The sequence below is a fragment of the Polaribacter huanghezhanensis genome, from assembly GCF_030444335.1.
Taxonomy (GTDB): domain Bacteria; phylum Bacteroidota; class Bacteroidia; order Flavobacteriales; family Flavobacteriaceae; genus Polaribacter; species Polaribacter huanghezhanensis.
This window is the reverse complement of sequence record NZ_CP128595.1, coordinates 2,504,141-2,531,097: the sequence shown is the minus strand read 5'-3', so window position 1 is coordinate 2,531,097 and position 26,957 is coordinate 2,504,141. Positions and strand designations below refer to the sequence as shown.

23 protein-coding genes and 1 other RNA gene are annotated in these 26,957 nt (G+C 31.9%); 13 read left to right on the top strand and 11 right to left on the bottom strand.

Translation table 11 applies throughout. The features are described from left to right. Positions 1-321 precede the first annotated feature (321 nt). Positions 322-2,778, top strand: coding sequence for an endopeptidase La (gene lon, locus KCTC32516_RS11880; protein WP_301400861.1), 2,457 nt, complete (start codon positions 322-324; stop codon positions 2,776-2,778). A gap of 293 nt (positions 2,779-3,071) precedes the next feature. Further along, positions 3,072-5,690, top strand: coding sequence for a M1 family metallopeptidase (locus KCTC32516_RS11875; RefSeq protein WP_301400859.1), 2,619 nt, complete (start codon positions 3,072-3,074; stop codon positions 5,688-5,690). Between the two features lie 100 nt (positions 5,691-5,790). Here the strand turns inward: KCTC32516_RS11875 and KCTC32516_RS11870 are convergent, their stop codons facing one another. The 5 genes from KCTC32516_RS11870 to ruvX form a co-directional block, all read right to left on the bottom strand. Further along, positions 5,791-6,516, bottom strand: a complete 726-nt coding sequence (locus KCTC32516_RS11870; RefSeq protein WP_301400857.1) for an SDR family NAD(P)-dependent oxidoreductase — start codon at positions 6,514-6,516, stop codon at positions 5,791-5,793. Positions 6,517-6,618: 102 nt separating this feature from the next. Beyond that, on the bottom strand, positions 6,619-7,398 hold the full coding sequence (gene mazG / locus KCTC32516_RS11865) for a nucleoside triphosphate pyrophosphohydrolase (protein WP_301400856.1): 780 nt from the start codon (positions 7,396-7,398) through the stop codon (positions 6,619-6,621). Next, positions 7,399-7,818: a DUF5606 family protein gene (locus tag KCTC32516_RS11860; RefSeq protein WP_301400855.1), complete on the bottom strand. Its 420-nt coding sequence runs from the start codon at positions 7,816-7,818 to the stop codon at positions 7,399-7,401. It lies immediately after the preceding gene. Between the two features lie 34 nt (positions 7,819-7,852). Further along, positions 7,853-8,446, bottom strand: coding sequence for a peptide deformylase (gene def / locus KCTC32516_RS11855; protein WP_301400853.1), 594 nt, complete (start codon positions 8,444-8,446; stop codon positions 7,853-7,855). Between the two features lie 112 nt (positions 8,447-8,558). Then, positions 8,559-8,969 carry a Holliday junction resolvase RuvX gene (gene ruvX, locus KCTC32516_RS11850; protein ID WP_301400852.1) on the bottom strand — a complete coding sequence of 137 codons (411 nt, stop codon included), beginning with the start codon at positions 8,967-8,969 and terminating at the stop codon, positions 8,559-8,561. A 119-nt stretch (positions 8,970-9,088) separates the two neighbouring features. Here ruvX and KCTC32516_RS11845 point away from each other — a divergent pair, with 119 nt between their 5' ends. From KCTC32516_RS11845 to KCTC32516_RS11825, 5 genes are read left to right on the top strand one after another with little or no spacing between them, the layout of a single operon-like run. After that, positions 9,089-9,904 carry a 2,3,4,5-tetrahydropyridine-2,6-dicarboxylate N-succinyltransferase gene (locus KCTC32516_RS11845; protein ID WP_301400851.1) on the top strand — a complete coding sequence of 272 codons (816 nt, stop codon included), beginning with the start codon at positions 9,089-9,091 and terminating at the stop codon, positions 9,902-9,904. 4 nt (positions 9,905-9,908) lie between these two features. After that, positions 9,909-11,669, top strand: coding sequence for a glycosyltransferase (locus KCTC32516_RS11840; protein ID WP_301400849.1), 1,761 nt, complete (start codon positions 9,909-9,911; stop codon positions 11,667-11,669). 15 nt (positions 11,670-11,684) lie between these two features. Next, positions 11,685-12,335, top strand: coding sequence for a class I SAM-dependent methyltransferase (locus KCTC32516_RS11835; RefSeq protein ID WP_301400847.1), 651 nt, complete (start codon positions 11,685-11,687; stop codon positions 12,333-12,335). Between the two features lie 11 nt (positions 12,336-12,346). Further along, entirely contained in the window at positions 12,347-12,907 is a 561-nt protein-coding gene (locus tag KCTC32516_RS11830; RefSeq protein ID WP_301400845.1) for an L-threonylcarbamoyladenylate synthase, read from the top strand. 5 nt (positions 12,908-12,912) lie between these two features. Then, positions 12,913-14,331 carry a CCA tRNA nucleotidyltransferase gene (locus KCTC32516_RS11825; protein ID WP_301400843.1) on the top strand — a complete coding sequence of 473 codons (1,419 nt, stop codon included), beginning with the start codon at positions 12,913-12,915 and terminating at the stop codon, positions 14,329-14,331. A 4-nt stretch (positions 14,332-14,335) separates the two neighbouring features. Here KCTC32516_RS11825 and KCTC32516_RS11820 read toward each other — a convergent pair whose 3' ends face one another. From KCTC32516_RS11820 to KCTC32516_RS11800, 5 genes are all read right to left on the bottom strand, one after another. Next, positions 14,336-15,427 carry a glycosyltransferase family 4 protein gene (locus KCTC32516_RS11820; RefSeq protein WP_301400841.1) on the bottom strand — a complete coding sequence of 364 codons (1,092 nt, stop codon included), beginning with the start codon at positions 15,425-15,427 and terminating at the stop codon, positions 14,336-14,338. Positions 15,428-15,431: 4 nt separating this feature from the next. Further along, positions 15,432-17,261: an ABC transporter ATP-binding protein gene (locus KCTC32516_RS11815; protein ID WP_301400839.1), complete on the bottom strand. Its 1,830-nt coding sequence runs from the start codon at positions 17,259-17,261 to the stop codon at positions 15,432-15,434. Further along, a complete protein-coding gene (locus KCTC32516_RS11810) occupies positions 17,261-18,970 on the bottom strand; it encodes a phospho-sugar mutase (RefSeq protein ID WP_301400837.1) in 1,710 nt (569 codons plus the stop codon). The genes KCTC32516_RS11815 and KCTC32516_RS11810 overlap by 1 nt, the downstream gene beginning before the upstream one ends. A 31-nt stretch (positions 18,971-19,001) precedes the next feature. Continuing rightward, a complete protein-coding gene (locus KCTC32516_RS11805; protein ID WP_301402764.1) occupies positions 19,002-19,958 on the bottom strand; it encodes a glycosyltransferase family 2 protein in 957 nt (318 codons plus the stop codon). Between the two features lie 90 nt (positions 19,959-20,048). Further along, positions 20,049-20,570, bottom strand: a complete 522-nt coding sequence (locus tag KCTC32516_RS11800) for a DUF4199 domain-containing protein (RefSeq protein ID WP_301400836.1) — start codon at positions 20,568-20,570, stop codon at positions 20,049-20,051. 177 nt (positions 20,571-20,747) lie between these two features. Here KCTC32516_RS11800 and ffs point away from each other — a divergent pair. The 5 genes from ffs to KCTC32516_RS11775 all read left to right on the top strand — a co-directional run bounded on the left by ffs (position 20,748) and on the right by KCTC32516_RS11775 (position 24,694). Continuing rightward, an RNA gene (gene ffs / locus KCTC32516_RS11795) (signal recognition particle sRNA small type) lies at positions 20,748-20,846 on the top strand. Positions 20,847-20,998: 152 nt separating this feature from the next. Next, positions 20,999-21,802: an SDR family oxidoreductase gene (locus tag KCTC32516_RS11790; RefSeq protein WP_301400834.1), complete on the top strand. Its 804-nt coding sequence runs from the start codon at positions 20,999-21,001 to the stop codon at positions 21,800-21,802. 24 nt (positions 21,803-21,826) lie between these two features. Continuing rightward, the gene (gene fsa / locus KCTC32516_RS11785; protein ID WP_301400833.1) at positions 21,827-22,480 is read left to right on the top strand and encodes a fructose-6-phosphate aldolase; all 654 of its coding nucleotides are present in this window, start codon (positions 21,827-21,829) and stop codon (positions 22,478-22,480) included. A gap of 81 nt (positions 22,481-22,561) precedes the next feature. Further along, on the top strand, positions 22,562-24,271 hold the full coding sequence (gene menD / locus KCTC32516_RS11780; RefSeq protein ID WP_301400831.1) for a 2-succinyl-5-enolpyruvyl-6-hydroxy-3-cyclohexene-1-carboxylic-acid synthase: 1,710 nt from the start codon (positions 22,562-22,564) through the stop codon (positions 24,269-24,271). A gap of 6 nt (positions 24,272-24,277) precedes the next feature. Then, positions 24,278-24,694 (top strand): S1 RNA-binding domain-containing protein, encoded by a 417-nt coding sequence (locus tag KCTC32516_RS11775; RefSeq protein WP_301400830.1) that lies wholly within the window; start codon positions 24,278-24,280, stop codon positions 24,692-24,694. Positions 24,695-24,698: 4 nt separating this feature from the next. On the opposite strand, the gene KCTC32516_RS11770 is transcribed toward KCTC32516_RS11775, so the two are convergent. Next, positions 24,699-25,802, bottom strand: coding sequence for an alpha/beta hydrolase-fold protein (locus KCTC32516_RS11770; protein ID WP_301400829.1), 1,104 nt, complete (start codon positions 25,800-25,802; stop codon positions 24,699-24,701). Positions 25,803-26,030: 228 nt separating this feature from the next. Between KCTC32516_RS11770 and KCTC32516_RS11765 the strand changes: the two genes are divergently transcribed. Then, on the top strand, positions 26,031-26,870 hold the full coding sequence (locus KCTC32516_RS11765; RefSeq protein WP_301400828.1) for a 1,4-dihydroxy-2-naphthoyl-CoA synthase: 840 nt from the start codon (positions 26,031-26,033) through the stop codon (positions 26,868-26,870). Positions 26,871-26,957: the final 87 nt, after the last annotated feature.

The following is a 26,957-nucleotide window of genomic DNA, read 5'->3' as shown; positions in this document are numbered from 1 at the left end:
TTAGCATTAAAATTAAAGATTAAATTTCATTCGCGCTTTTTTTTGCTTGCGCACAACTTTAAAGATATCGAACGTTTCAATACTGAATCAAGTTCAGCACAAGTGTTTTATATCGGTAGTTAACGAAATTATCAAAAAACAAGTTTAGTAACAAACTAAATCTAAAACTCAAAACCATTGGCACAACAATTGTTTTAGTAGTGTAGAAGTTAAAATTTAAATTTATTTAATATATTGATAATCAATAACTTAAATAATGGTTAAAGGCTTTTAAAAAGTAGAAAGAAACGTTTAAATGTCAACTTGACAGATATATATACTATGAGTAACGCTAAAATATTAGGTTTGGACAGTTTGTCGCTTCACAACATGTTAGATGAAGATTCAGAATTAATTCCGTTGATGACGCCAGAAGATGAAGAGATTATTAATAAAGAAGAAATCCCTGCGGTTTTACCAATTTTACCTTTAAGAAATACCGTGTTATTTCCAGGAGTTGTAATTCCGATTACAGCAGGAAGAGATGCATCCATTCAATTGATAAAAGATGCAAATGCAGGCGATAAAATTTTAGGTGTTGTCGCACAAAAAAATGCAGATGTAGAAAATCCTACAGAAAAAGACATTCATAAAATTGGCGTTGTCGCTCAGATTTTACGTGTGTTAAAAATGCCTGACGGAAATACAACTGTTATTATCCAAGGGAAAAAACGTTTTGAAATTGATCAAGTAGTTCAAACAGAACCGTATTTAAAAGCAACAACAAAAGAAGCTGTAGAAGATAAAACGGACGAAAATAACAAAGAGTTTGACGCCATTATTGATTCTGTAAAAGAACAAGCATTGCAGATTATTAAAGTAAATCCAATGTTGCCTTCGGAAGCTTCGTTTGCAATTAAAAACATTCAATCGAATTCGTTTTTGGTGAATTTTATTTCATCAAACATGGATTTGTCTGTAAAAGAAAAGCAAGAATTATTAGAGCAACACAACTTAAAAGAACGTGCGTTATTAACGCTAAAACGTTTAAATAAAGAGTTACAACGCTTAGAGTTGAAGAATGATATTCAGTCGAAAACACGCACTGATATGGATCAGCAACAACGTGAATATTATTTGCATCAGCAATTAAAAACCATTCAAGAAGAATTAGGTGGTGTTTCTAACGACGAGGAGTTGGAAGAAATGAAAATGAAATCTAAAACGAAGAAATGGACGAAAGAAGTTGCCAAAACATTTGATAAGGAATTAGCTCGTTTACGCAGAATGAATCCGCAAATGGCAGAATATGGCGTTCAGAGAAGTTATTTAGAATTACTATTAGAATTGCCTTGGGGAGAATATTCTGTTGATAAATTCGATTTAAAAAGAGCACAAAAAATTTTAGATAGAGATCATTTTGGATTGGAAAAAGTAAAGGAAAGAATCATAGAACATTTGGCAGTTTTAAAATTGAGAAATGACATGAAGTCTCCAATTATCTGTTTATACGGACCTCCTGGAGTTGGAAAAACTTCGTTAGGAAAATCGGTTGCAGAATCGTTGGGAAGAAAATATGTTAGAATGTCTTTAGGTGGTTTGCGAGACGAAGCAGAAATCCGTGGACATAGAAAAACATACATCGGCGCAATGCCAGGAAGATTGATTCAGAACTTGAAAAAAGCCGGAACTGCAAATCCAGTTTTTGTGTTGGATGAGATTGATAAATTAACATCAAGCAATCAAGGAGATCCGTCTTCTGCGATGTTAGAAGTCTTAGACCCTGAACAAAATACGGAGTTTTACGATAATTATTTAGAAGTTGGTTTCGATTTGTCTAAAGTATTATTTATCGCGACAGCAAATAATTTAGGGGAAATTCCTTGGGCGTTAAGAGACCGAATGGAAATTATTAATGTTTCTGGATATACTATTGAAGAAAAAATTGAAATTGCAAAAAGACATTTGTTGCCAAAGCAATTAAAAGAGCACGGATTAACAAAAGAGCATTTAAAATTAGGAAAAGCACAAATAGAAAAAGTTGTTGAAGGATACACGCGTGAATCTGGAGTAAGAGGTTTGGAAAAACAAATTGCAAAAGTGGTGCGTTTTGCTGCAAAATCTATTGCAATGGAGGAAGCCTATGATATTGCGTTAACCAATGAGGATATTGAAAAAATATTAGGCCCTGCAAGATTAGAGCGCGATAAATACGAAACAAATGATGTTGCCGGAGTTGTTACAGGTTTGGCTTGGACAAGTGTTGGTGGAGATATTTTATTTATCGAATCTATTTTATCGAAAGGAAAAGGAAATTTAACCATTACGGGAAACTTAGGAAAAGTAATGAAAGAATCGGCAACCATTGCGATGGAATATATCAAAGCAAATGCAGAAGATTTTGGAATAAATCCTGAGATTATAGAAAAACACAATGTACATATTCACGTGCCAGAAGGTGCAACGCCAAAAGATGGGCCAAGTGCTGGAGTTACTATGTTAACGTCGTTGGTGTCTGTATTTACACAACGTAAAGTAAAGAACAAGTTAGCAATGACGGGAGAAATTACCTTGCGTGGAAAAGTATTGCCAGTTGGCGGAATCAAAGAAAAAATATTGGCTGCAAAAAGAGCAAATATTAAAGAAATTATTCTGTGTGATGAAAACGAAAAAGACATTTTAGAAATCAAAGAAAGTTATTTAAAAGGATTGACGTTTCATTATGTTTCTGACATGAGTGAAGTAATAGAACTCGCACTCACAAAACAAAAAGTAAAAAATGCTAAGAAATTAGTGTAATAAAAAAGCCGCTCGATTGAGCGGCTTTTTTTATGTTTCGGTAACAGGAGTAAACGAAGTTATCGAAAAATGAGTTTAGAAGCAAATTAAAAATTTCTGATAGTAATTTCGGTTTCATTTTATCAACTAAAAAAGCTTGATTTTGCACCTCTTCAAAGAAGTAAAATCATTTTCTAAGGAATTTTCAACATCAAATAAAGAAAAGATAGAACCATAATGTTGTGTTAAAAAAAAATAACGGCTTCTTTTATTTTATAACTTCGTATTCTATTCTTACTTAAAATAATATTCTTATGAAATTTTTAATTAAATTTTCTACCTGTTTATTGCTAATAGGTGGATTCACGGGTCGTGTTGTTGCTCAAGAAAAAACAGCACAAAAATCAACTTTTAATAAATATGAAGCTTTTAGTCCGCTGTTTATGACGGACAAGGTAAATGCTTTTCACAGTGCAACTGGTAATCCAGGTCCAGAATATTGGCAAAATAGGGCGAATTATAAAATAAAAGCGACGTTAGATACCATCAATCAAAAAATTGAAGGAAAAGTAACTATTAACTACATCAATAATAGTCCTTATAATTTAGAATTTCTTTGGTTGCAATTAGATCAAAATACTTTTAAAAAAGAATCTCGGGGTTCTGCATTGTATCCAGCTAACGACCGAAATGGAGTACATACTTTTACAAATGGTTACGAACTTAAAAGTGTAGGAATTAAAATGGATCGCGGTAGAATGCAAAAAGCCAATTATTTGGTTTCTGATACACGCATGCAAATCCGTTTGCCAGAAGAACTGAAAGCAAAAGGAAAAGAAATGGAAATTACCATTAATTATAGTTTTGATATTCCAGAGCACGGAAAAGACCGAATGGGAAGAGTGAAAACTAAAAATGGGTGGATTTACACATTGGCGCAATGGTATCCTCGTATAGAAGTAATGGACGAAGTTGATGGATGGAGCACGCTTCCTTATTTGGGAACAGGTGAATTTTATTTGGATTATGGCGATTTTGATTATGAAATTACGGCACCAGCAGACATGATTGTGGTTGGTTCTGGGTTGCTTCAAAATCCGAAGGAAGTATTGACAAAATATGAACAAAAACAATTAGAAAAAGCTTGGAAAAGTGATAAAACGGTGAGTATTCAATCTGAAAAGCAAATGTTAGACAGAGCAGATCATCACAAAGCGGATAATCGTGGAATGTTGACTTGGCACTTTAAAATAGCTCAGAGTAGAGATATTTCTTGGGCAGCTTCAAAAGCTTTTATTTGGGATGCAGCAAAAATTAATTTACCAAAAGGAAAAACGGCACTTGCTCAGTCTGTGTATCCAGTAGAAAACTCAGGAATGGATGGTTATGGAAGATCTACAGAATATGTAAAAAACTCTATTGAATTGTATTCAAATAAATGGTTTTCATACACCTATCCAGTTGCTACAAATGTAGGCGCACATGAAGGTGGAATGGAATATCCAGGTATTGTGTTTTGTAATTTTAAAAGCAAGGGAGCATCTCTTTGGGGTGTGATTAACCATGAGTTTGGACACAATTGGTTTCCTATGATTGTTGGATCAAACGAGCGTAAATACGCATGGATGGATGAAGGGTTTAATACTTTTATCAATGGTGTAGATACCAAAGAATTTAACAATGGAGAATATTATCACAAATCGAACTTACAAAGTATGGGGAGCGGTCTTTTTAACGACCGATTAGATCCAGTTTTTACAGTTCCAGATGTAATTCATAATCAAGGAAATTTAGGAATGGAAGCGTATTCTAAACCCGGAGCAGCTTTACAAGTTTTAAGAAATTCTGTACTTGGAAAAGATCGTTTTGATTATGCATTTCAAACTTATATCAAAAGATGGGCATTTAAGCATCCAACGCCATGGGATTTTTTCAACACAATGAATAGTGCTGCAGGAGAAGATCTTACTTGGTTTTGGAAAGGTTGGTTTATGAATAATTGGAAATTAGATCAAGCAGTTGAAGGAGTTAAGTATGTAGATGGAGATCCTAAAAAGGGTTCTCTCATCAGCCTTTTAAATAAAAATAAAATGGCGATGCCAGTAACGCTAAAAATTACAGAAGCAAATAATACTACCAAAACAGTAAAACTACCGGTAGAAATATGGATGACAGGTCCAGAATATATTTATAATTATGAGTCTACATCTAAAATTGTTTCTGTGGAAATAGATCCAGATCACGAAATACCTGATTTAAATCCATCAAATAATACATTAATTGTATTGCTAGATGCACCTGTTGGACTTACTGCCCAAAAAGTTATTGACACCTATATTGATGCAATTGGCGGACAAAATAAACTTGCAGCCGTTAAGGATATCTCTACAAGCATGACAGCAAGTATTCAAGGAACAGAAATTAAAATAGATACTAAGAAAAAGAATTCGAGTAAATATTTAATGACAGTTTCTATTCCAATTGCAAATCGAGTAGCTATAAAATATGTTGTAAATGGAGATGCTGTTTCTATAATAAGCAATGGTAGAGCGCAAAATATAGATCAAAAAGAAAAGCAAAGAGTTTTAAGTGAAGCCGTTATTTTTCCAGAATTGGAATATGGTCAAAAAGGCTATCAAACAGCACTTTTGGGGATGCAAATGACGAATGGTCAACACTTGTATGTAGTACAAGTAACTGCACCGAGTGGCGAAATTAGTAAAGAGTATTATGATGTTGCTTCTGGTTTAAAAACAAAGCAAGAAGTTCTTGGAGGTAAAAGTGTTTTAATTACTGAATATTCAAATTACAAATTGGTAAACGGAATAAAAATTCCATACACACAAACGTCTAATAGTTTCGGACAAAGTATTGAGATGAAATTGAACGAGGTTAAAGTAAATGGAGGAATTGATGATTCAAATTTTAAATAGATGTTTTGAATTTTAATAAGTTAAAAAAGGGATTCTTAAAAATCCCTTTTTTTTATAACAGTGATTATCACAGCTGAGTTGGTGATTCTTTAATATATCATTAAACAGTTCTAATATCTACAATATCCCCATTTTCTAATTGATTCTGAATGTCAATTTGATAAACTTTAGTTGCAACAAATTCTGGAGAATACAATTCGTTATTTTCTTTTAACTCTTTAAAATGTTGCACATTTTTAAACTCCTTTTCAGAAGTTTTTCTGATTGCAGCTTGCATATTGGTATCTACAACTCCAGGATAAATGGCCACACATTTTACGTCGTTATCAACTTCATTTTGTTCGATTGCAATAACTCTGGTTGTCATGTCTAAGGCAGCTTTTGAGGTGCAATAAATTGACCAACCAGAATACGGACTCGTTGCTGCTCCAGAAGAAATATTGATAATTTGTTTTTTGCAATGTAGTTCTTTGGTCAGTTTTATAAACTCATTTGACAAGACTAATGGAGTAATGGTGTTTAACTGAATTGTCTGCTGTATCTTTTCAAAATCTAAGTTCCCAACAGTGTTTACTTCTCCTAAACTTCCTGCATTATTTAATAAAGTAATTGAAGAAATTGCGTTTAAATCTAATTCAGAAAACACCGTTTTTATTGTATTGACAGCTTCAGAAGTATTGCTTAAATCTGCAGTAATTTGTTGATAAGAAACGTTGGTTGTTTTGCTTCTAGAAATTGAAAAAACAGTGTGCTTTTCTAAAGTATATTTTTCTGCAATGGCTTTTCCTATTCCGTTAGATCCACCTGTAATTATAAGTACATTCATAAAAGTAAAGATACAAAATGAAATGTCATATCGAGCGGAGTCGAGATATCACTTTAAATAGATTTTTCAACTTTATGCTATTTGCTCAAAATGGCAGAAAGTTTATTTGAAAAACTCTTTCGAATTCTCCCAATGCACATCCATTTCAGCTAAAGACATGTCAGAAAGTTCTTTGCCTTCTTTTTTCGCTGCTTTTTCTAAGAACAGGAATCGCTTTATAAATTTTTTATTGGTTTTTTCCAAAGCATTTTCTGGATTTACGCCGATAAAACGTGCATAATTTATCATCGAAAATAACACATCACCAAATTCAGATTCGATCTTTTCTGTGTTGTTGTTTTTAACTTCTTCGTTTAGTTCAGACAATTCTTCTTGAACCTTTTCCCAAACTTGTTGAGGTTCTTCCCAGTCAAAACCAACGCCAGCAACTTTATCTTGAATTCGGTTTGCTTTTACAAGCGCAGGCAAACTTTTAGGAACGCCTTCTAAAACAGAAGTTTTTCCTTCTTTGAGTTTTAGTTTTTCCCAATTTTGTTTTACTCCCTCTTCGTCTTTTACAACAACATCACCGTAAATATGCGGATGTCTATCAACCAATTTATCAGAAATGGCGTTGGCAACATCGCCAATATCAAATGCTTTTTTCTCGCTTCCTATTTTTGCATAAAAAACGATGTGTAACAACACATCGCCTAATTCTTCTTTAATTTCTTCTAAATCGTTGTCTAAAATTGCATCAGCCAATTCGTAGGTTTCTTCAATTGTTAAATATCGTAACGATTCTAAGGTTTGCTTTTTATCCCACGGACATTTCTCGCGAAGTTCGTCCATGATATCTAATAATCTGTTAATTGCCTCTAATTGCTGAGTTCTAGAATTCATTTATGCTTGTTCGGTTGCTTCTACTGATAATTTTGCAGTAGAAAAATCAAATTCTGTAGCAATTAACATATTGTACCATTGTATAATTTTTTTGATGTTGGATGTGTACACACGCTCTTGATCAAAATCTGGTAAAATTTCGCTAAAAAAGGATGTTAATTTTGCACCACTTTCTTTATGACTAATGGTTTCTTTTCCTTCTTCTTTTTCAAAAATTGATTTGAAAACGGTTAATAAAGGGACTTCTTCTTCGTAGGTGAAAATGGCAATGTTTTCTAGCAAACTCACATTTTGAGTAGATAGAATTGGAAAGCGTTTTTTGTCTGATAAGGCTTCAACAACAATTCCTGTTTTGGTTTGTGAAACGACATGAAACAAACCTGGTTTACCGGTAACGGCAATAATTTTATTAAACTCCATAAATTGTATTTTTTAGTGTCTCCTCGAACGGATATTATTTTTTATTTTTTTTTAGCTTCGGAAAACGCATTCTGTAATCTGCTGTTATTTTCCCTTTTGATATGTTTTCTAATTTCTTTTTAATCAATCTTTTCTTTAGTGATGATAATTTATCCGTAAATAAAATTCCTTCTATATGATCGTATTCGTGTTGAAAAACTCTTGCCGCAAGACCGTTTAGAGTTTTGCTGTGTTTTTCAAAGTTTTCGTCAAAATATTCAATATTGATTTCTTCTTGTCTAAACACATCTTCTCTAACATCAGGAATACTTAAACAACCTTCATTAAAAGCCCATTCATCACCTTTTTCTTCAATAATTTCTGGGTTGATAAACACCTGTTTAAAATTTGCCAAAACGGCTCTTTCTTCTTCGTCTAAATCTTCGTCTTCTGCAAAAGGAGAAGCATCTACCATAAATAACCGAATTGCTTTTCCAACTTGCGGAGCAGCCAAGCCAACACCATTAGCATTGTACATGGTTTCTTTCATGTTGGCAATTAAAGTATCTAATTCTGGATACTCTTTGTTAATTTCTTTTCCTACTTTTCTTAAAACAGGATCACCGTAAGCGACTATTGGTAATATCATTTATTGTAAAATTTGGTTGCAAAAATACGAATTAGAATTACGAATCACGAATTTTTGAATTACGAATTCTAAATTCCTGCTTTTTACACATTTTTTTGTGTAATTACATGTATTACAGGTTGTTTAAATAAGATTGTAAAATAATTGTGGCACTAATTTCATCAAGCAAAGCTTTGTTTTTCCGTTGATTTTTTTTCAATCCAGAATCAATCATAGATTGAAAAGCCATTTTAGACGTAAAACGTTCATCAACTCGTTGCATTGGTATTTGCGGAAATTGTTTGTTTAATTTTTCTAAAAAAGGCAAAATTAATACTTCACTTTCGCTATCTGTATTGTCCATTTGCTTAGGCAATCCAACTAAAAAAAGTGCTACTTTTTCTTTTTGAGTATAGTTTTTTAAAAACGGAATTAATTCAGAAGTAGCAACGGTTGTTAATCCAGAAGCAATTATTTGCAATTCGTCTGTAACGGCAATTCCTGTTCTTACTTTGCCAAAATCGATGGCTAAAATTCTACTCATTTAAAAACCTTTTTGCAAAAATAAGGATTTTAAACAGGATAAAAATATCTGTTTAAAAAATGTATCTTCGCTTAGATTTTTACAGATAGATTTATATTTGCAGAAACATACTTTACAAAATGGAAAATTTAAGAGAAACAATAGAAAATGCTTGGGATAACAGAGCGTTACTAAAAGAAGAAAAAACAATTTCAGCAATTCGAAAAGTAATCGATTTATTAGATGCTGGAACGTTAAGAGTTGCAGAACCAACTTCTGATGGTTGGCAAGTAAATGAATGGGTAAAAAAAGGAGTTGTTTTGTATTTTCCAATTCAGAAAATGGAAACTTTAGAAGCTGGTATTTTTGAATATCACGATAAAATTCCGTTAAAAAGAAATTATGCAGAAAAAGGAATTAGAGTTGTACCAAACGCGGTTGCAAGACACGGAGCTTACATTTCTGCAGGAACTATTTTAATGCCAAGTTATGTAAATATTGGCGCGTATGTAGATGAAGGAACAATGGTAGATACTTGGGCAACAGTTGGTTCTTGTGCACAGATTGGTAAAAACGTACATTTATCTGGTGGTGTTGGAATTGGTGGAGTTTTAGAACCCTTGCAAGCATCTCCAGTGATTATAGAAGATGGCGCTTTTATTGGCTCTCGTTGTATTGTTGTAGAAGGTGTTAAGATAGAAAAAGAAGCTGTTTTAGGAGCAAATGTTGTGTTGACAATGAGCACCAAAATTATAGATGTTACTGGTGATAAACCGATTGAAATGAAAGGAATTGTTCCTGCACGTTCGGTAGTAATTCCAGGAAGTTATACCAAAAAATTTGCCGCAGGAGAATTCAATGTTCCGTGTGCATTAATCATTGGAAAAAGAAAAGAAAGTACCGATAAAAAAACATCATTAAATGATGCCTTGCGCGAATATGATGTAGCCGTTTAGTTTTATGACAAAAATTACAGCAATTATTCCAACTTTTAACGAAGAATCTAATATCCAAAGAGCATTAGATTCGGTTAGTTTTGCGGATGAAATTATTGTGATTGATTCTTTTAGTACAGATAAAACGGTTGCAATTGTAAAAGAATCAAAAGCGATTCTACTTCAAAGAATCTTTGATGATTTTTCGAGTCAAAAGAATTTTGCTATAGAAAAAGCGAGTAACGATTGGATTTTTTTATTAGATGCAGATGAAACGGTTCCAGAAAATTTAAAAGAAGAAATTTTACAAACGGTAATTTCTACTACTAATTTTGATGCTTTTTATATTTATAGAAGCTTTTTCTTTAAAAATAAAAAACTAAATTTTAGTGGCTGGAGAAGAGATAAGGTCATTCGATTATTTCATAAAGATACGTGCAGATATGTTGGAAAAGTTCATGAAGAAATTTCAACAAATGGTACGATTGGTTTTTTAAAAGGAAAACTAAATCATTATTCGTATAAAAATTACCATCAATATAAAAACAAACTTAAAAATTACGCAAAACTACAGGCGCAAGAATTGTTAGAAAAAGGCTTGTTTGTTTCGCCATATCACTTGTTTTTAAAGCCTTTTGTACGGCTTTTTATTCAGTTTGTAATTCAGTTTGGGTTTTTGGATGGCTACCGAGGATTTGTAATTTCTTGGCTGCATGCATTTGGAGTTTGGAGACGATATGTTGAAGTGTTCAACTTAAAATATAAAATACCTAAAAATATAAAATACCCGATTGAAAACTTTGAAGTAAATTCTGTAGAAAAAGATATTTCTATCATTATTGTAAACTATAAAAGCTGGAAACATTTAAAAAATTGTTTGGATGCGTTAACGCATTTTAAACAAGAAAAATTTACTTTTGAAGTTGTTGTTGTGGATAACAATTCTAACGACGGAAAATTAAAAGAGTTTTCAGAAAAATACACGCAATTTCGGTTTATAGAAAATTCAGGAAACAATGGTTTTGCAAATGGATGTAATTTAGGCGCCATCAACTCTGTTGGAAAAAACATGTTGTTTTTAAATCCGGATACCATTGCAAATGAGGACGCAATCCATAAGGTGTTAATCAATTTAAACAACAATGAAAACTACGGAATTGTATCTTGTAATCAGTTAAATAATAATGGCTCTTTTGAAGATGTTGATAGAATTTTTCCTGGACCATTTACGTTATTTGGAATTACAAGAGCAATTTATAGACTTTTTGCAAAAGAAACAAAACAAGATGATGAAAAGGTTTTTCCTGATTGGGTGTCTGGTTCGGTAGTTTTTATTTCTAGAAAGTGGTTTCAGAAAATAAATGGCTGGAACGAAGATTATTGGATGTATTTTGAAGATGTAGATTTGTGTAAAAAAGTAAGAGATGCAAATGGAGAAGTTGTTTTGTTTAAAAATGTAAACATCATACACAATCACGGTGGAGCTTCAAGAATTAACATAAACACATCAAAAATTACCAAATCGGAAGTATTGATTTCTAAACATGTATATCTTCGAAATCATTTTAAAGGATTGACAAGATTTCTATTATTGTGCTTATTAGTTTTTATGAGTTTAATTTCTAAGATATTGTTAGCAATTATCGGAATTTGTTTCTTTTTTATTCCTAAACTAAAATTAAATCTATATTTGTTTTTAGAATTGATAAAATATTATAGACACTCACTTAAAAAAGGAACTTGGTTAAGTAAAAGATCTATGAATTTGCCTTTTAAAAACGAGTAAAAAAATCAAAATAGTATGGATATTAAAGAAGCAGAATATTATAAAAATGTAAGACCAGAAATGTTAGGTTTTATTCCGAAATCAGCAAAAACGATCTTAGAAATTGGTTGTGGAGCTGGTAATTTTTCTGCTCAATTGGTAAAAGAAGGTGTAGAAACTTGGGGTGTTGAGCCGTTTGAGGAATCTGCAAAAGAAGCAACTCAAAAACTTACGAAAGTACTTTTAGGAACTTTAGATGAAGTTTTAAAAGACTTGCCAGATAATTATTTTGATGCCATTGTAATGAATGATGTGATTGAGCATTTGTTAGAACCTTGGGATGATATTGTAAATCTAAAATCAAAATTGAAAAAAGACGGAGTTTTGGTTACTTCAATTCCGAATGTTCGGTATTCTAAAAATCTTTTTAAAATGATTTTTAAAAGAGATTGGAAATATACAGACGACTTAATTTTAGACAGAACGCATTATCGTTTTTTTACAAAAAAAAGTATCAAAAGAATGTATAAAGAGTGTGGTTATAACATTCAAACTATTAAAGGAATAAATACGACAAAATCATTCTTGTATTTCCCGTTTGCAGTCTTGTTTAATATTATTTTATTAGGTTCTCAGTTAGATATGTTTTTTATGCAACACGCAACTGTGGCTAAGAAAAACGAATAAAACAAACGATTTTGAACTCAGAAGAAATTCAACATTTTGCAATAGCTTTAAAAGAAGGAAAAACACTTTTATATCCAACAGATACCGTTTGGGGAATTGGTTGTGATGCAACAAACTCTAGTGCAGTTTCAAAGATTTACAAAATCAAACAACGAGCAGAGAGTAAAAGCCTCATCATTTTGGTAGATTCTTTTCAAATGCTTTCTGATTATGTAGAAAATATTCCAGAAAAAGCAATTGAAGAGCTAGAAAAAGCTACAAAACCAACAACAATTATTTACAACAATCCAAAAGGCTTGGCAAAGAATTGCATTGCATCAGGCCACACCATTGCCATTAGAATTGTGCAAAACGATTTTTGCAAAGCTTTACTTAAAGAATTCAGAAAACCAATCGTTTCTACTTCCGCAAATATAAGCAGAGAGCCAACCCCAAAATCATTTTCAGAAATATCTGCAACTATTTTGGATAGCGTTGATTATATAGTAAATTTGCAGCAAGAAATAGTAGCAACTGCTTCATCAAGAATTCTTAAAATTGTTGATGATAAAGTAGAAGTTATTAGAGATTAATTTTTATGCAACAACAATTTTACAAAGACGCAATTTCTGCTTCAATTTTCGAATATATTTCAAAAGCTTCACAAGAATTAGAAGTAAAAAGTTATGTAATTGGCGGTTTTGTTCGCGATTATTTATTGCAAAGAGGTACTGCAAAAGATGTTGATGTTGTTGCTGTTGGTAGTGGAATTGAATTGGCAGAAAAAGTGGCGCAATTATTACCAACAAAACCAAAAGTGCAAGTTTTTAAAACGTACGGAACAGCAATGTTGCGCTATAAAGACATCGAAATTGAATTTGTTGGCGCAAGAAAAGAATCGTATTCAGAAGAAAGTAGAAATCCAGAAGTAGAAGAAGGAACCTTACAAGATGATCAAAACAGAAGGGATTTTACAATTAATGCGTTGGCGTTAAGTTTAAATACAAATGATTTTGGCTTGTTGCTAGATCCGTTTAATGGAGTAGAAGATTTACATTCTAAAATTATTAGAACACCGTTAGAACCAAATATTACCTATTCTGATGATCCTTTACGGATGATGCGCGCCATCCGATTTGCAAGTCAATTGCATTTTACAATTGAACCAAAATCGTTAGCTGCAATTTCTAAAAATGCAGAACGATTAAACATCATCACCAAAGAGCGCATTGTAGATGAGTTGCATAAAATGATGCTTTCTGCAACACCTTCCGTTGGATTTCTATTATTAGAATCCACTCAATTATTACCGTTGATTTTACCAGAATTGATTGCTTTAAAAGGAGTAGAAGAAGTAGAGGGTCAAAAGCATAAAGACAATTTTTATCATACTTTAGAAGTGGTTGATAATATTTCTGAAAACACAAATGATGTTTGGTTGCGTTGGGCAGCTTTGTTGCACGATATCGGAAAAGCACCAACAAAAAAATTTCATAAAAAAATTGGTTGGACATTTCATGCACATGAATTTGTGGGTTCAAAAATGGTTTTTAAATTGTTTAAACGATTGAAAATGCCGTTGAATAACAAAATGAAATTTGTTCAGAAAATGGTTTTGTTAAGTTCTCGTCCAATTGTGCTAGCAAGCGAAGTTACAGATGCTGCAGTTAGACGTTTGGTTTTTGATGCAGGCGATGATATTGAATCGTTAATGACTTTGTGTGAAGCGGATATTACTACTAAAAATCCATCGAAATTTAAACGATATCATAAGAATTTTGAGTTGGTAAGAGCAAAAATAAAAGAAGTAGAAGAGCGAGATCATGTGCGTAATTTTCAGCCTCCAATTTCTGGTGAATTGATTATGAAAACCTTTAATTTAGAACCTTGTAGAGAAATAGGTCAATTAAAAGAAGCCATAAAAGAAGCTATTTTAGAAGGCGTAATTCCGAATGAATACGAAGCGTCTTATCAATTTATGTTAGAGAAAGGAAAAGATTTGGGATTGAAATGTTAAGAAATTAATCTTTTAGCAAACCGGCATACACTTGATACGTTTCTTCAGTCGTTTTTTCAGTATTGATAACAGTATCAATTCTAATTTTTGCATTTTTCCCCATTTCAATTCGTAAAGTATCATTGTTGGCTAAAGTAGAAATTGCTTTTCCAATTGCTTCTCCATCTTTAAGAGGAACAACAATTCCGCAACTTTCATCAATCAATTCTGTACAACCACCAGCATTGGTCATTACAATAGGTTTTTCTACACACATTGCTTCACTAATTGCTCTACCAAAACCTTCGCTTAAAGAAGTCTGTGCATAAATGTCTGCGCCTTTGATTAGAGAAACCGCGTCGTTTCTTAATCCTAAGAAATGAATTTTAGTAACATTTGGACTCGATTTTGCAATTTTATACAAACTAGGAATGTTCGTTTTATTGCCTATAAGTATATAATGAATTTCTTTCGTTGAATTTAAATGATAAGAAGATTCTAAAAAATATTTAGTCCCTTTTACTTTTCTATGATTACCAACAAAACAAACCTTAATTGCATCTTTTGGAATATTTAATGTTGTATAATCAAAAGCTTTTACATCTTTAAACCAAGAAGAAGAATATCCTTCATAAACTAGTACTGCTTTACTTTTATTTTTGCTTAAAAGTTGTTTTTTTACATGCTCAAAAACATATTTACTATTGCACGTAATTTTATCCATTTTAGGACTTAAAAAGGTTAAATATGCAGATGGATCATGCCAATGCAAACTTATTGAACCCATGAAAAGCACTGTTTTTGGTTTGTGATTTTTTACAGCAAATAAAAAACTTCTTGCAGGTTTTCCATTAAAAAATTGGACTACATCAAAATTTTCATCTTTTAGTAAACCTTTTATTTCTTTAATATAGTTAAAATCAATTTTTTTTGTTGGAAATAAGATTTTGTATTTGATGTTTTCAGAAGTTAAAATACGCTTTGTTTCATCGCTAATTTTACCCAATACAAAAGGCACAACATCTTTCTTCCTTTTTAATTGAAGAATGAGTTCAAGCTGTGTTTTTATAATGTTTATTGAGGTTTCAAAATCTACAACAAATAATACTTTCATCATTGTTTTAATTTAAATTTTGCATGGTTACCAATTTAAAATAATCTCCTTTTTCTTGCATTAAATCATCATGTTTTCCTTGCTCAATTATTTTTCCTTTCTTTAAAACCACAATGGTATCTGCTTTTTGAATGGTTGATAAACGATGCGCAATTACTAACGAAGTTCTATTCTGCATCATTTTTTCTAAAGCAACCTGAACTAATTGTTCAGATTCTGTATCTAATGCAGATGTTGCTTCATCTAACACCATTATTGGTGGGTTTTTTAACACAGCTCTTGCAATACTTAATCGTTGTTTCTGTCCGCCAGAAAGCATATTTCCACTATCGCCAATATTGGTGTCGTATGTATTTGGCAAGTCTTTAATAAATTCATGTGCATTGGCAATTTCTGCAGCTTCTTGAATTTGCTTTTTTGTTGCGTTTTCTAGTCCAAGAGTTAAATTATTTGCAATGGTATCGTTAAATAAAATAGAATCTTGAGTTACGATTCCCATTAAATTTCGTAGTGCTCTTTTTTTCAAGTCTTTAATGTTGATTCCGTCAATAAAAATAGCTCCTTCATTTACATCATAAAAACGTGTGATTAAATTTGCTAAAGTTGATTTTCCACTTCCAGATTGTCCAACCAAAGCAACAGTTTTTCCTTTAGGGATTGTCAAGGAAAAGTTTTTAAGTACGTATTCATCATCATATTTAAAAGAGATATTATCAAAGACAATTTCACGATCAAAAGTACTTTTTGTAAGTGCATTTTCCTCTTCAACAATTTCATTCTCAGCACTCAGTACTTCTACAATTCTTTCTGCGGATGCATTTCCTTTTTGAATGTTATAATACGCAGTTGTAATTGCTTTTACAGGATTTAAAACAGTGTAAAACAACATGATATACGTCAAAAACTCTTCAGGTTTTAAAGGACTATTATTTTCTAGTACTAATTTTCCTCCGTACCATAAAATTGCAATTATGGTTGCCGAACCTAAAAACTCACTCATTGGTGAAGCTAGTGTTTGTCTGTGTAAAACACTTGTCATTAATTGTTTGAATTTTTTTGTAGAATCTCTAAATTTTCTTCCAATGATATTTTCTGCATTGAAGCCTTTAATAACTCTTAAACCCGTCAATGTTTCTTCAATAAATGATAAAAAGTTACCAGTTTCTTTTTGCGCTTTTAAAGAGTTTGCTTTTAATTTTTTACTAATTGCAGAAATGATAAAGCCAGAAACGGGCAGTAAAATAAACACAAAAAGTGTTAGTTTTAAGCTAATCACAATCATCATTGTAAGCGAAATAACCACAGTTAAAGGCTCTCTTACAATAGCTTCTAAAGAAGTAAGGAAAGAGATTTCAATTTCTTGAACATCAGCAGTCATTCTTGCAATAATATCTCCTTTTTTCTTTTTTGAAAAATAAGCAATTGGAAGCTCAACAATTTTTTGATACAAGCTATCTCTAATGTCTTTAACAGTTCCATTTCGTAAAAAAACCAACACATATGACGCTAAATAGCGAAATAAATTTTTAAGAAAAAATAATGCAAAAGTTACTAAACAAATAAATAAGAGTACTTGAACAACACCTTCATTTTCTATCTTTTGAGAAATATAAAAATAAAAACTATCCTTTATATAAGAACCAGCAGAGCTAATTCCGTTATAAACTGGTTGTAAAGTAATTTTGTTTTCTTGCTTAAAAAGAATGTTTAAAACAGGGATAAAAGCCAATACTGAAAGCACATTAAAAATAGCATACAAAATGTTAAACAATATGTTTAAAAACACATATTTTCTATAAGGTCTAGCAAATCGTAATATTTGTTTAAAGTAATTCATTATAGGTGTAATTCTTTTATAATACGTTGAATTTTAGCATCCAATTTCGTTTCTGTTTCAACAGCGTTTTCAATTGCGTCTAATTTAGATTTTACGCTAAAGTAGAACTTTATTTTTGGTTCTGTTCCGCTTGGTCTTGCAGCAACTTTAGTTCCGTCTTCTGTGTGATAAATAATTACGTTTGATTTTGGAATACCCATCACTGTTTCTTCACCAGTGATTAGATTTTTTTTGATAGAAGATTGATAATCACATAAAAATTCAACCTTAGAGTCATCAATTTGTGTCAATGGACTTTTACGTAAATCAATCATCATTTGTTTGATTTGATTGGCGCCATCCATTCCTTTTTTAACAATCGAAATTAAGTGTTCTTTGTAAAAATTATTTTTGATGTATAGTTCTAATAAATCTTTGTAAAAAGTACTTCCGTTTGATTTTGCATTTGTAGCAATTTCACAAGCTAGCAACGTAGAAGTAACGGCATCTTTATCTCTCACAAAATCACCAACCATATACCCAAAACTTTCTTCTCCACCGCCAATAAATTCTTGATTTGGAAAATCTTGTATCATTTTAGCAATCCATTTAAAGCCAGTTAAACCAACTTTGGTTTCAACTCCGTAAGAATCTGCAATTTCATTGACTAAATTTGTTGACACAATCGTGGAGCCTACAAATTGATTTCCGTTTAAGTTGCCTTTTAGTTCCCATTGTTTGATTAAGAAATCGGTCATCATACTCATCGTTTGATTTCCGTTTAACAACTTCATATTTCCTTTTAAATCTCGAACTGCAATTCCTAATCTGTCAGAATCAGGATCGGTTCCAATCACAATATCTGCATCTATGGTATTGGCTAAATCGATGGCCATTTTTAAGGCTTCTGGTTCTTCTGGATTTGGTGATTTTACCGTTGGGAAATCTCCATTTGGTACTTCTTGTTCTTTTACAATATGCACATTGGTGTAACCAGCGCGTTTTAATGCTTCTGGAATTAATGTAATTGAAGTTCCGTGTAAAGAAGTAAAAACAATTTTTAAATCTTCTCTTCCTTTTATGTCAAATGTTCCGTTTTTAACAGACGCATTCCAAAAGGCTTCATCCACTTCTGCACCAATTTTTGTAATTAAATTTTCGTTTGCTTTAAAATTGATTTCAGAAAATTCTAATGAATTTACTTCGTCAATAATTTTTTTATCGTGCGGAGGAACAATTTGTCCGCCATCATTCCAATAGACTTTGTAACCGTTGTATTCTGGCGGATTATGAGAAGCAGTTAATACAATTCCTGCATCACAATATAAGTGATTTACAGCAAAAGATAATTCTGGAGTTGGACGTAGATCTTCAAATAAATATACTTGTATGTTATTCGCAGAAAGTACATCTGCAACCAATTTGGAAAATTCCTTACTGTTATGTCTGCAATCGTAGGCAATAGCAACTTTTAAATCTTTGTTAGGAAAACATTGTTGTAAATAATTACTTAATCCTTGCGTTGCTTTTCCTAAGGTATATTTGTTGATTCGGTTGGTTCCTGCGCCCATTATTCCACGCATTCCACCAGTTCCAAATTCCATGTTTTTATAAAATCGATCTGCTAAATCATCAGAATTTGTATTGATTAATTGTTGAATCTCTGTTCTTGTTTCTGAATCAAAGGTGTCAGAAAGCCAACTTTTTGCTTGTTCTAAAATCTCTTTCATGTAAAAATTTTCTGTCCGCAAAGATACGGATTTAGATATTTAAGGTTTCTTTAATTGTGTAATGCTTTTCGTGGCTTTTTGTTTTAATTAAAAGCTCTCCAAGAAAACCAGCTAAGAATAATTGTGTTCCTAAAATCATGGCTGTTAGCGCAATGTAAAACCAAGGATTGTCTGTGACTAAGATTGTTTTTAATCCGGCAGATAATTTATAAATTTTTAAAACTCCAATAAAGGCTGCAGACATAAATCCGCAAATAAACATCAACGTACCCCAAAGTCCGAATATGTGCATAGGTCGTTTTCCAAATTTTGATAGAAAAGAAATGGTAATTAAATCTAGAAATCCGTTTATAAAACGGCTCATGCCAAATTTTGTGACGCCGTATTTTCTTGCTTGATGTTGTACTACTTTTTCTCCAATTTTCGTAAAACCTTCGTTTTTAGCTAAAACCGGAATATAACGATGCATTTCTCCGCTAACTTTTACGCTTTTTACAACTTCGTTTTTATAGGCTTTTAATCCACAATTAAAATCGTGTAATTTTAATCCAGAAGTTTTTCTAGCAGCAGCGTTAAATAATTTTGATGGAATGTTTTTTCTAATTTTTGAATCGTAACGTTTCTTTTTCCAACCAGAAATTAGATCGTAGTTTTCTTTTGTAATTAAATCGTATAATTCAGGAATTTCTTCAGGATTGTCTTGTAAATCGGCATCCATAGTAATCACAACATTTCCTTCGGCAAGTTCAAAACCTGCGTCTAAGGCTTGACTTTTACCGTAGTTTTTTTGAAAGCGAATTCCTTTTACTTGTTTATGTTCTGAAGAAAGATTCTCGATGACATCCCAAGAGGTATCTGTGCTGCCATCATCAATAAAAATAACTTCGAAAACATAAGAATTGGATTGCATTACGTTTGCAATCCAACGGTATAATTCTTCTAAAGATTCTTCTTCGTTTAATAAAGGTATAACTACCGATATGTTTATTTGTTTCAAAATTATAAGGTTTTGTAAAAACGTAAAGGTAAAACATCCGAAGATATTTTACCTTTATATCGTTTAAATTTTTCTTAAAAACTAGTATTGCTCTTCAGCAGATTGTTTCATAATTGCTCCAACAATTGCAGAGACAACAAAACCTATAAAAGCTGCACCAACAATTCCAATTGCAGATGAAATAAATGGTCCTTGAAACTTTTGCATCATTGTTTTAGCTGCATCAATTTGTTCGCTGGTCATTCCTTGATCTGTCCAGGTTTGTTCTTGCATCATCATCATTTGTTGCATGTATTCTGGTTCAATAATATTCGAAAATATTTGTTGATAAACAATTATAATTAAAGCACTAATTACTGTTAAACCAACACCTATTTTAACAGATTGTCCCCAAGACATAAAACCACCATTAAATTCTTTAAATTTTTTATTAGCCATTACAATAATTGCAACCATTAAGACTCCGCTTAATACACTAACTGACCAATGAGGTTTTAAATAATCTCCAGTTGCATACACAACTAAATTAATTAGTACAGAAGCGATACCAAGGTATACTCCATAATTTAAAATAATACTTTTACTAGATGCTTGATTTTCCATTGTATTTTGATATTTAGTTAGTTATACAAATATATAAATTTCGTTTAGGTCAAAGATAAATAAATCCAATTGGATTTATTTACGATTAACTATTTGATTAGTAACCAAAGTGCATCTTTTGTTACAAAATTGATAAAAAAACATTGCGCAACTTTAAAAATCATTGTAAATTTGCATCGGCAAGTCCTACACAACTAGCTCCCTTTGAACCCCCCAGGGCGGGAACGCAGCAAGGGTATTAGGTTGTAGCAGTGTGATGTAGATAGCTTGCCATTTTTTATGCCCTAAATCTTTTTCTATCCTAAATCCTTTCCGAAGGAAAGGATTTCAAAAAACTATCATTTACCTTCTCTTTTTTAGTTTTCTTAATTTAGTTTTAAGATATTTGCTAAACTTTGAATTTTAAATCAAAAATTTTAAATCTTTATATGTCAAAAGTTGTTCTTATTACTGGTGCTTCCTCAGGAATTGGAAAATCCATTGCCAACTATCTTTCTAAAAAAGGAATGGTAGTTTACGGAACAAGTAGAACGCAAAAAGAAGACAATTCTTTCTCTTATAAAATGCTTGCTTTAGATGTTTTAAATGTAGCTTCTATTCAAAATGCAGTTTCTGAAATTATTATAAATGAAGGAAGAATTGATGTGTTAATCAATAATGCTGGAATGGGAATTACAGGTGCTATTGAAGATACACCAACAGAAGAAATGAAAAAGGTTTTTAACACCAATTTATTTGGAGCTGTTGATGTAATGAAAGCGGTTTTGCCGCAAATGCGAAAACAAAAAAGCGGAAAAATAATTAATGTAACATCGATTGCGGGTTATATGGGATTGCCTTTTCGTGGTATTTATTCTGCAACAAAAGGCGCATTAGAATTGATTACCGAAGCAGCACGAATGGAAGTAAAACAATTCGGAATTGATATTGTAAATGTTGCTCCAGGAGATTTTGCTACAAACATTGCAGCAGGAAGGTATCATACGCCAGTTTTTGAAAATTCTGCGTATAAAGAAACCTATCAAGAAAATTTAAATTTGATGGATGCGCATGTTGATGGCGGAATGAATCCGATAGAAATGGCAAAAGAAGTTTATAGCATTATTGAAACTAAAAGCCCGAAGATTCATTATAAAGTTGGTGGATTTATGGAGAAATGCTCCATTGTTTTAAAGCGAATTTTACCAGATAAAATGTACGAAAAACTACTAATGAATCATTATAAATTATAATTTTACAGAACTAAATTTAAGAATATGAAATTTTTTATTGACACAGCAAATTTATCACAAATAGAAGAAGCTCAGGCTTTAGGGATTTTAGATGGCGTTACTACAAATCCGTCTTTAATGGCAAAAGAAGGCATTACAGGAGCAGCAAATATCATCAATCATTACAAAGCAATTTGCAATTTGGTTGAAGGCGATGTTTCTGCAGAAGTAATTGCAACAGATTTTGCAGGGATGATTAAAGAAGGAGAGGCATTAGCTGCTTTAAATCCGCAAATTGTGGTAAAATTACCAATGATAAAAGATGGTATAAAAGCGTGTAAATATTTTTCTTCAAAAGGAATCAAAACAAATGTAACCTTAGTGTTTTCTGCTGGACAAGCGTTGTTAGCTGCAAAAGCTGGAGCAACCTATGTTTCTCCGTTTATTGGTCGTTTAGATGATATTTCTACCGACGGATTAAATTTAATCGCAGAAATTCGTCAGATTTATGACAATTATGGATTCGAAACTCAAATTTTAGCAGCTTCAGTCCGCCATACCATGCACATTATTGATTGTGCAAAATTAGGATCTGATGTAATGACTGGACCTTTAAGTGCCATTGAAGGATTGTTAAAGCATCCTTTAACAGACATTGGTTTGGCGAAGTTTTTAGAAGATTATAAAAAAGGAAATTAATCCCCATTGCCCTTTGGGCATTTCCCCGATGGGGAAAGGTTGATTGAATTTAAGATTTTTACTGCAAAATTAAAATGATTTTTGAGCAAAGAAAATAACATACAAAGTTCCTCCCCTTTGGGGAGGTTAGGTGGGGATTTTCCAAAAAAAGAACTCGCACAACTTGTAATTTCAGCTTGTCATCAATTTAAAATTGATACCGTTGTAATTTCTCCAGGTTCACGTAATGCTCCGTTAACGGTTGGTTTTTCGAATCATCCAGACATAAAAACGTTGAGTATTGTAGATGAGCGTTGTGCTGCTTTTTTTGCAATGGGAATTGCGCAACAAATGCAAAAACCTGTTGCCATTGTGTGTACTTCTGGTTCTGCTTTGTTAAATTATTATCCGGCAATTGCAGAAGCTTTTTACAGCAATATTCCGTTAGTTGTCATTTCTGCAGACAGACCAAAACATTTGATTGATATTGGCGACGGACAAACCATTCGTCAAGAAAATGTGTTTGAGAATCATATTTTATTTTCAGCAAATTTGATTGAAAGTGAAGCAAAAAAGGAGTTCAATACTAATTTGATTTCTGAAGCGTTACAAATTGCAATCACTAAAAAAGGACCTGTTCACATCAATGTTCCGTTTGATGAACCTTTGTATGAAACGATTGATGAACTTGAAGAATTTACTTTTCCAATTGTCATTGCGAGTGAAACGAAGCAATCTGTTGATTATTTAGAACTTGCTAAAATTTGGAATGCATCAACCAAAAAAATGATATTGGTTGGTACACATTTTCCTGATGAAGTGGTTCAGAATTTAATTGAGCAGTTTAAGAATGATTCTTCTGTAATTGTTTTAACAGAAACCACCTCAAATATAGCATCAGAAAACACCATTAACTCTATTGATAAATTGATTTTTCCGTTGTCAGAAGAAGAGTTTTCTGAGTTAAAACCAGAAGTTTTGTTAACCTTTGGCGGAATGGTAGTTTCTAAAAAAATAAAACAGTTTTTAAGAAATCACCAACCACAACATCATTGGCATATTGACGAACAAAAAGCAATGAATACATTTCATTGTTTGTCAGAATTTGTTCAAGAGAAGCCAATACTATTTTTATCAGAGTTAAATTCAAGAAGCACTACAATTGAAAGTAATTATCAGCAAAAATGGTTGTGTGAAAAAGAAAAAAGAGCAGAAAAACATCAACTTTATTTAAGTGAAATTCCACATGCTGATTTAAAGGTTTTTGAACAAGTTTTAGAAAGTATTCCAAAAAATTTTCAATTACAATTAGGAAATAGTTCAGTAGTGAGATACGCACAATTATTTGATGTTAAGAACACACTGAGTGTGTTTTGTAATCGAGGAACAAGCGGAATTGATGGAAGTACAAGCACTGCAATTGGAGCTGCTTTTGCGAGTAAAAATCAAACCGTTTTTATCACTGGAGATTTGAGTTTCTTTTACGACAGCAATGCTTTGTGGAATAATTACATTCCGAAGAATTTTAGAATTATTCTTATCAATAATAATGGTGGCGGAATTTTTAGATTTATTCCTGGACCAAAATCAACAAATGCGTTGGAGTATTTTGAAACACCGCATCAATTAACCGCAGCACATTTGTGTAAAATGTATCAATTAGAGTATATTTCGGTTTCAGAAACAACAGAAGTATCAGCAGCATTAAAAGGATTTTATCAAGATTCAAATGCGCCAAAAGTGTTGGAAATTTTCACGGATAAAGAAATCAACGAAACAATATTAAAAGCATATTTTAATCATTTAAAATAACATATTATGGATTTAGAAGTAGGAGATAAAGTATCGTTAATTATTGAATCAGAAACACATTTAGGTTTTTCGGTTTTAATTGATGAGGAATTTGAAGGCTTGTTATATAGAAATGAAGTTTTTCAGGAGTTGAGAGAAAATCAACGAATTACTGGCTATATTAAAAACATTAGAGAAGATGGTAAAATAGATGTTTCACTACAACCACAAGGTTTTAGAAATGCAATTTCTTTAGACACAGAAAAAGTGGTTGAAGCAATTTACGATCATGACGGATTCTTACCATTGACAGATAAAAGTTCTCCAGAAGAAATTAAACGTAAATTATTCATGAGTAAAAAAGCGTTTAAAAGAGCAGTTGGAACGTTGTACAAAGAAAAAACAATTCTTATTAAAGAAGATGGTTTAGAATTGATAAACTAATTCCTTATCCTTTTCTAAGCATTCGTTGTACATTCTGATAAAATTTATCTGCATTTGGGTCTGCAGGATCCATTTTTCCGTAGCCCAATCGATATTGTTCTAAGGCTTTCGAATAATTTTTTCCAGCTTCGTAATACCTTCCAAGGTAATAATGTCCTAAAGGAGAAAATGGATATAAATTTAAAATCATGTTGCCATAATTTTTTAAATAATCGCCATTTTCTTTTTCAATAATAATACTTTCAATAGCAATAATATCTATTTCTCGTATTCCTAAATTAGAACCAAATAAGTAATCTATTTCTATGTATTTATTTTCTAAATATGCAATGGCATCTAACGGAGATAAATTCTTGATTTTTGTTTCAAATTCTTCTTTGTTAATTCCAGAATAAATTTCAAATATTTTATCAAAAGCTCTTGGAATTCCTTCGCCAATAGCAGAAACATTACTTGGCGAATCGCCAATGAAATCGTATTTTACATTAAAGTTTTTAATGGATAAGGATTTTAGATATGTATTTAACAAGCCGATTCGTTGTTGTTTTTCGTCGCTAATAAATTTACCATCATTAAAATAAAAATAGTAGGTGTTATCAATAGAGCTTAATTTATTTAAATCATAAGATTCGATTTGAATACTGATATCTGGACTAAACGTTGGATTTAAGCAAATGTACGCGTTAAAAATTGGCGTTTCATCCTTTAAAAAATGCGTTATTAAATTTGCTGAAATTCCGTTACCAACAATCGTTAAAAAAGGCGATGTTTTATAATTTCCTTCAATATAAGATAGCAATTCGTTTTTTATAAATTTGATAAAACTTTTGCTATATGCTGTTAATTCGCTATTTCTAGTTTCGTCAAAAGAAGCATCCTTTAAACGAGTAGTTGCCATTTCAATCCCAACAACAATTTGTTTTGGGGCTTTGTCTGTGTGAGAAAACAATTTTGAATTTCCTACATACAAATCAAATAAATATTCAGCATCTAATACAATGGTTAACGGATAGTTTGTAATGGTATCTCTGTCGTATCCATTTGGTAAATGAATTTGTATCGTTCTAATATCTTGTAGCTCTTCAGATTCGTATTTTTTAGTAACCATTTTTTGACTAAAAGCAGTAACGCTAAAAATAAAAAGCAGCAAAAGGGGAAGAATTTTTATCATAAGTTGTAAAAGTATTGAAGTTAAAAATATTTTTTTTTCAAATAAATAGTTCAATTTACAAACCTTCTATAAAATTGTAAATAATAGTTCTTAATATCCTATTTTTGTAAATAGAAATATAAAGTTCTTTTAGATTTTAAATCATAACGATAAAAAACAGCTATTATGATAAAAGCAGATTGGAAAACTGTAAAACAATACGAAGATATTACCTACAAAAAGTCAAACGGAGTTGCAAGAATTGCGTTTAACAGACCCAATGTAAGAAATGCTTTTCGTCCAAAAACAACTTCAGAATTATACGACGCATTTTACGATGCAGGAGAAGATACTTCAATCGGAGTTGTCTTATTATCTGCCGAAGGACCAAGTACAAAAGACGGAGTCTATTCTTTCTGTTCTGGTGGTGATCAAAAAGCACGTGGACATCAAGGTTATGTTGGTGAAGATGGTTATCACAGGTTAAATATTTTAGAAGTTCAGCGATTAATTCGTTTTATGCCAAAAGCAGTTATTTGCGTTGTTCCAGGTTGGGCGGTTGGTGGCGGACATAGTTTGCATGTAGTTTGTGATTTAACGTTAGCATCTAAAGAACATGCCATTTTTAAACAAACGGATGCTGATGTAACGTCTTTTGATGGAGGTTACGGATCCGCATATTTAGCGAAAATGGTTGGACAGAAAAGAGCGAGAGAAATTTTCTTTTTAGGAAGAAATTATTCTGCTCAAGAAGCTTTTGAAATGGGAATGGTAAATGCTGTTGTTCCGCATGATGAACTAGAAGATACTGCTTTTCAATGGGCGCAAGAAATTTTAGAAAAATCGCCAACATCCATAAAAATGCTAAAATTTGCTATGAATTTAACCGATGACGGAATGGTTGGACAACAAGTGTTTGCAGGTGAAGCAACTCGTTTAGCGTATATGACGGATGAAGCAAAAGAAGGAAGAGATGCGTTTTTAGAAAAAAGAAAGCCTAATTTTCCTAAAGTTTGGATTCCGTAATATCAGTTATCAGTTATCAGTTATCAGTAGTCAGTTATCAGTTATCAGTAGTCAGTTGTCAGGTCGAGCGGAGTCGAGACCTAATTT

Bases quoted from the DNA above. Each gene is read 5' to 3' on its own strand.
- lon (WP_301400861.1), top strand. From the start codon at position 322: ATGAGTAACGCTAAAATATTAGGTTTGGACAGTTTGTCGCTTCACAAC.
- KCTC32516_RS11875 (WP_301400859.1), top strand. From the start codon at position 3,072: ATGAAATTTTTAATTAAATTTTCTACCTGTTTATTGCTAATAGGTGGA.
- KCTC32516_RS11870 (WP_301400857.1), bottom strand. From the start codon at position 6,516: ATGAATGTACTTATAATTACAGGTGGATCTAACGGAATAGGAAAAGCC.
- mazG (WP_301400856.1), bottom strand. From the start codon at position 7,398: ATGAATTCTAGAACTCAGCAATTAGAGGCAATTAACAGATTATTAGAT.
- KCTC32516_RS11860 (WP_301400855.1), bottom strand. From the start codon at position 7,818: ATGGAGTTTAATAAAATTATTGCCGTTACCGGTAAACCAGGTTTGTTT.
- def (WP_301400853.1), bottom strand. From the start codon at position 8,446: ATGATATTACCAATAGTCGCTTACGGTGATCCTGTTTTAAGAAAAGTA.
- ruvX (WP_301400852.1), bottom strand. From the start codon at position 8,969: ATGAGTAGAATTTTAGCCATCGATTTTGGCAAAGTAAGAACAGGAATT.
- KCTC32516_RS11845 (WP_301400851.1), top strand. From the start codon at position 9,089: ATGGAAAATTTAAGAGAAACAATAGAAAATGCTTGGGATAACAGAGCG.
- KCTC32516_RS11840 (WP_301400849.1), top strand. From the start codon at position 9,909: ATGACAAAAATTACAGCAATTATTCCAACTTTTAACGAAGAATCTAAT.
- KCTC32516_RS11835 (WP_301400847.1), top strand. From the start codon at position 11,685: ATGGATATTAAAGAAGCAGAATATTATAAAAATGTAAGACCAGAAATG.
- KCTC32516_RS11825 (WP_301400843.1), top strand. From the start codon at position 12,913: ATGCAACAACAATTTTACAAAGACGCAATTTCTGCTTCAATTTTCGAA.
- KCTC32516_RS11820 (WP_301400841.1), bottom strand. From the start codon at position 15,427: ATGATGAAAGTATTATTTGTTGTAGATTTTGAAACCTCAATAAACATT.
- KCTC32516_RS11815 (WP_301400839.1), bottom strand. From the start codon at position 17,261: ATGAATTACTTTAAACAAATATTACGATTTGCTAGACCTTATAGAAAA.
- KCTC32516_RS11810 (WP_301400837.1), bottom strand. From the start codon at position 18,970: ATGAAAGAGATTTTAGAACAAGCAAAAAGTTGGCTTTCTGACACCTTT.
- KCTC32516_RS11800 (WP_301400836.1), bottom strand. From the start codon at position 20,570: ATGGAAAATCAAGCATCTAGTAAAAGTATTATTTTAAATTATGGAGTA.
- KCTC32516_RS11790 (WP_301400834.1), top strand. From the start codon at position 20,999: ATGTCAAAAGTTGTTCTTATTACTGGTGCTTCCTCAGGAATTGGAAAA.
- fsa (WP_301400833.1), top strand. From the start codon at position 21,827: ATGAAATTTTTTATTGACACAGCAAATTTATCACAAATAGAAGAAGCT.
- KCTC32516_RS11775 (WP_301400830.1), top strand. From the start codon at position 24,278: ATGGATTTAGAAGTAGGAGATAAAGTATCGTTAATTATTGAATCAGAA.
- KCTC32516_RS11770 (WP_301400829.1), bottom strand. From the start codon at position 25,802: ATGGTTACTAAAAAATACGAATCTGAAGAGCTACAAGATATTAGAACG.
- KCTC32516_RS11765 (WP_301400828.1), top strand. From the start codon at position 26,031: ATGATAAAAGCAGATTGGAAAACTGTAAAACAATACGAAGATATTACC.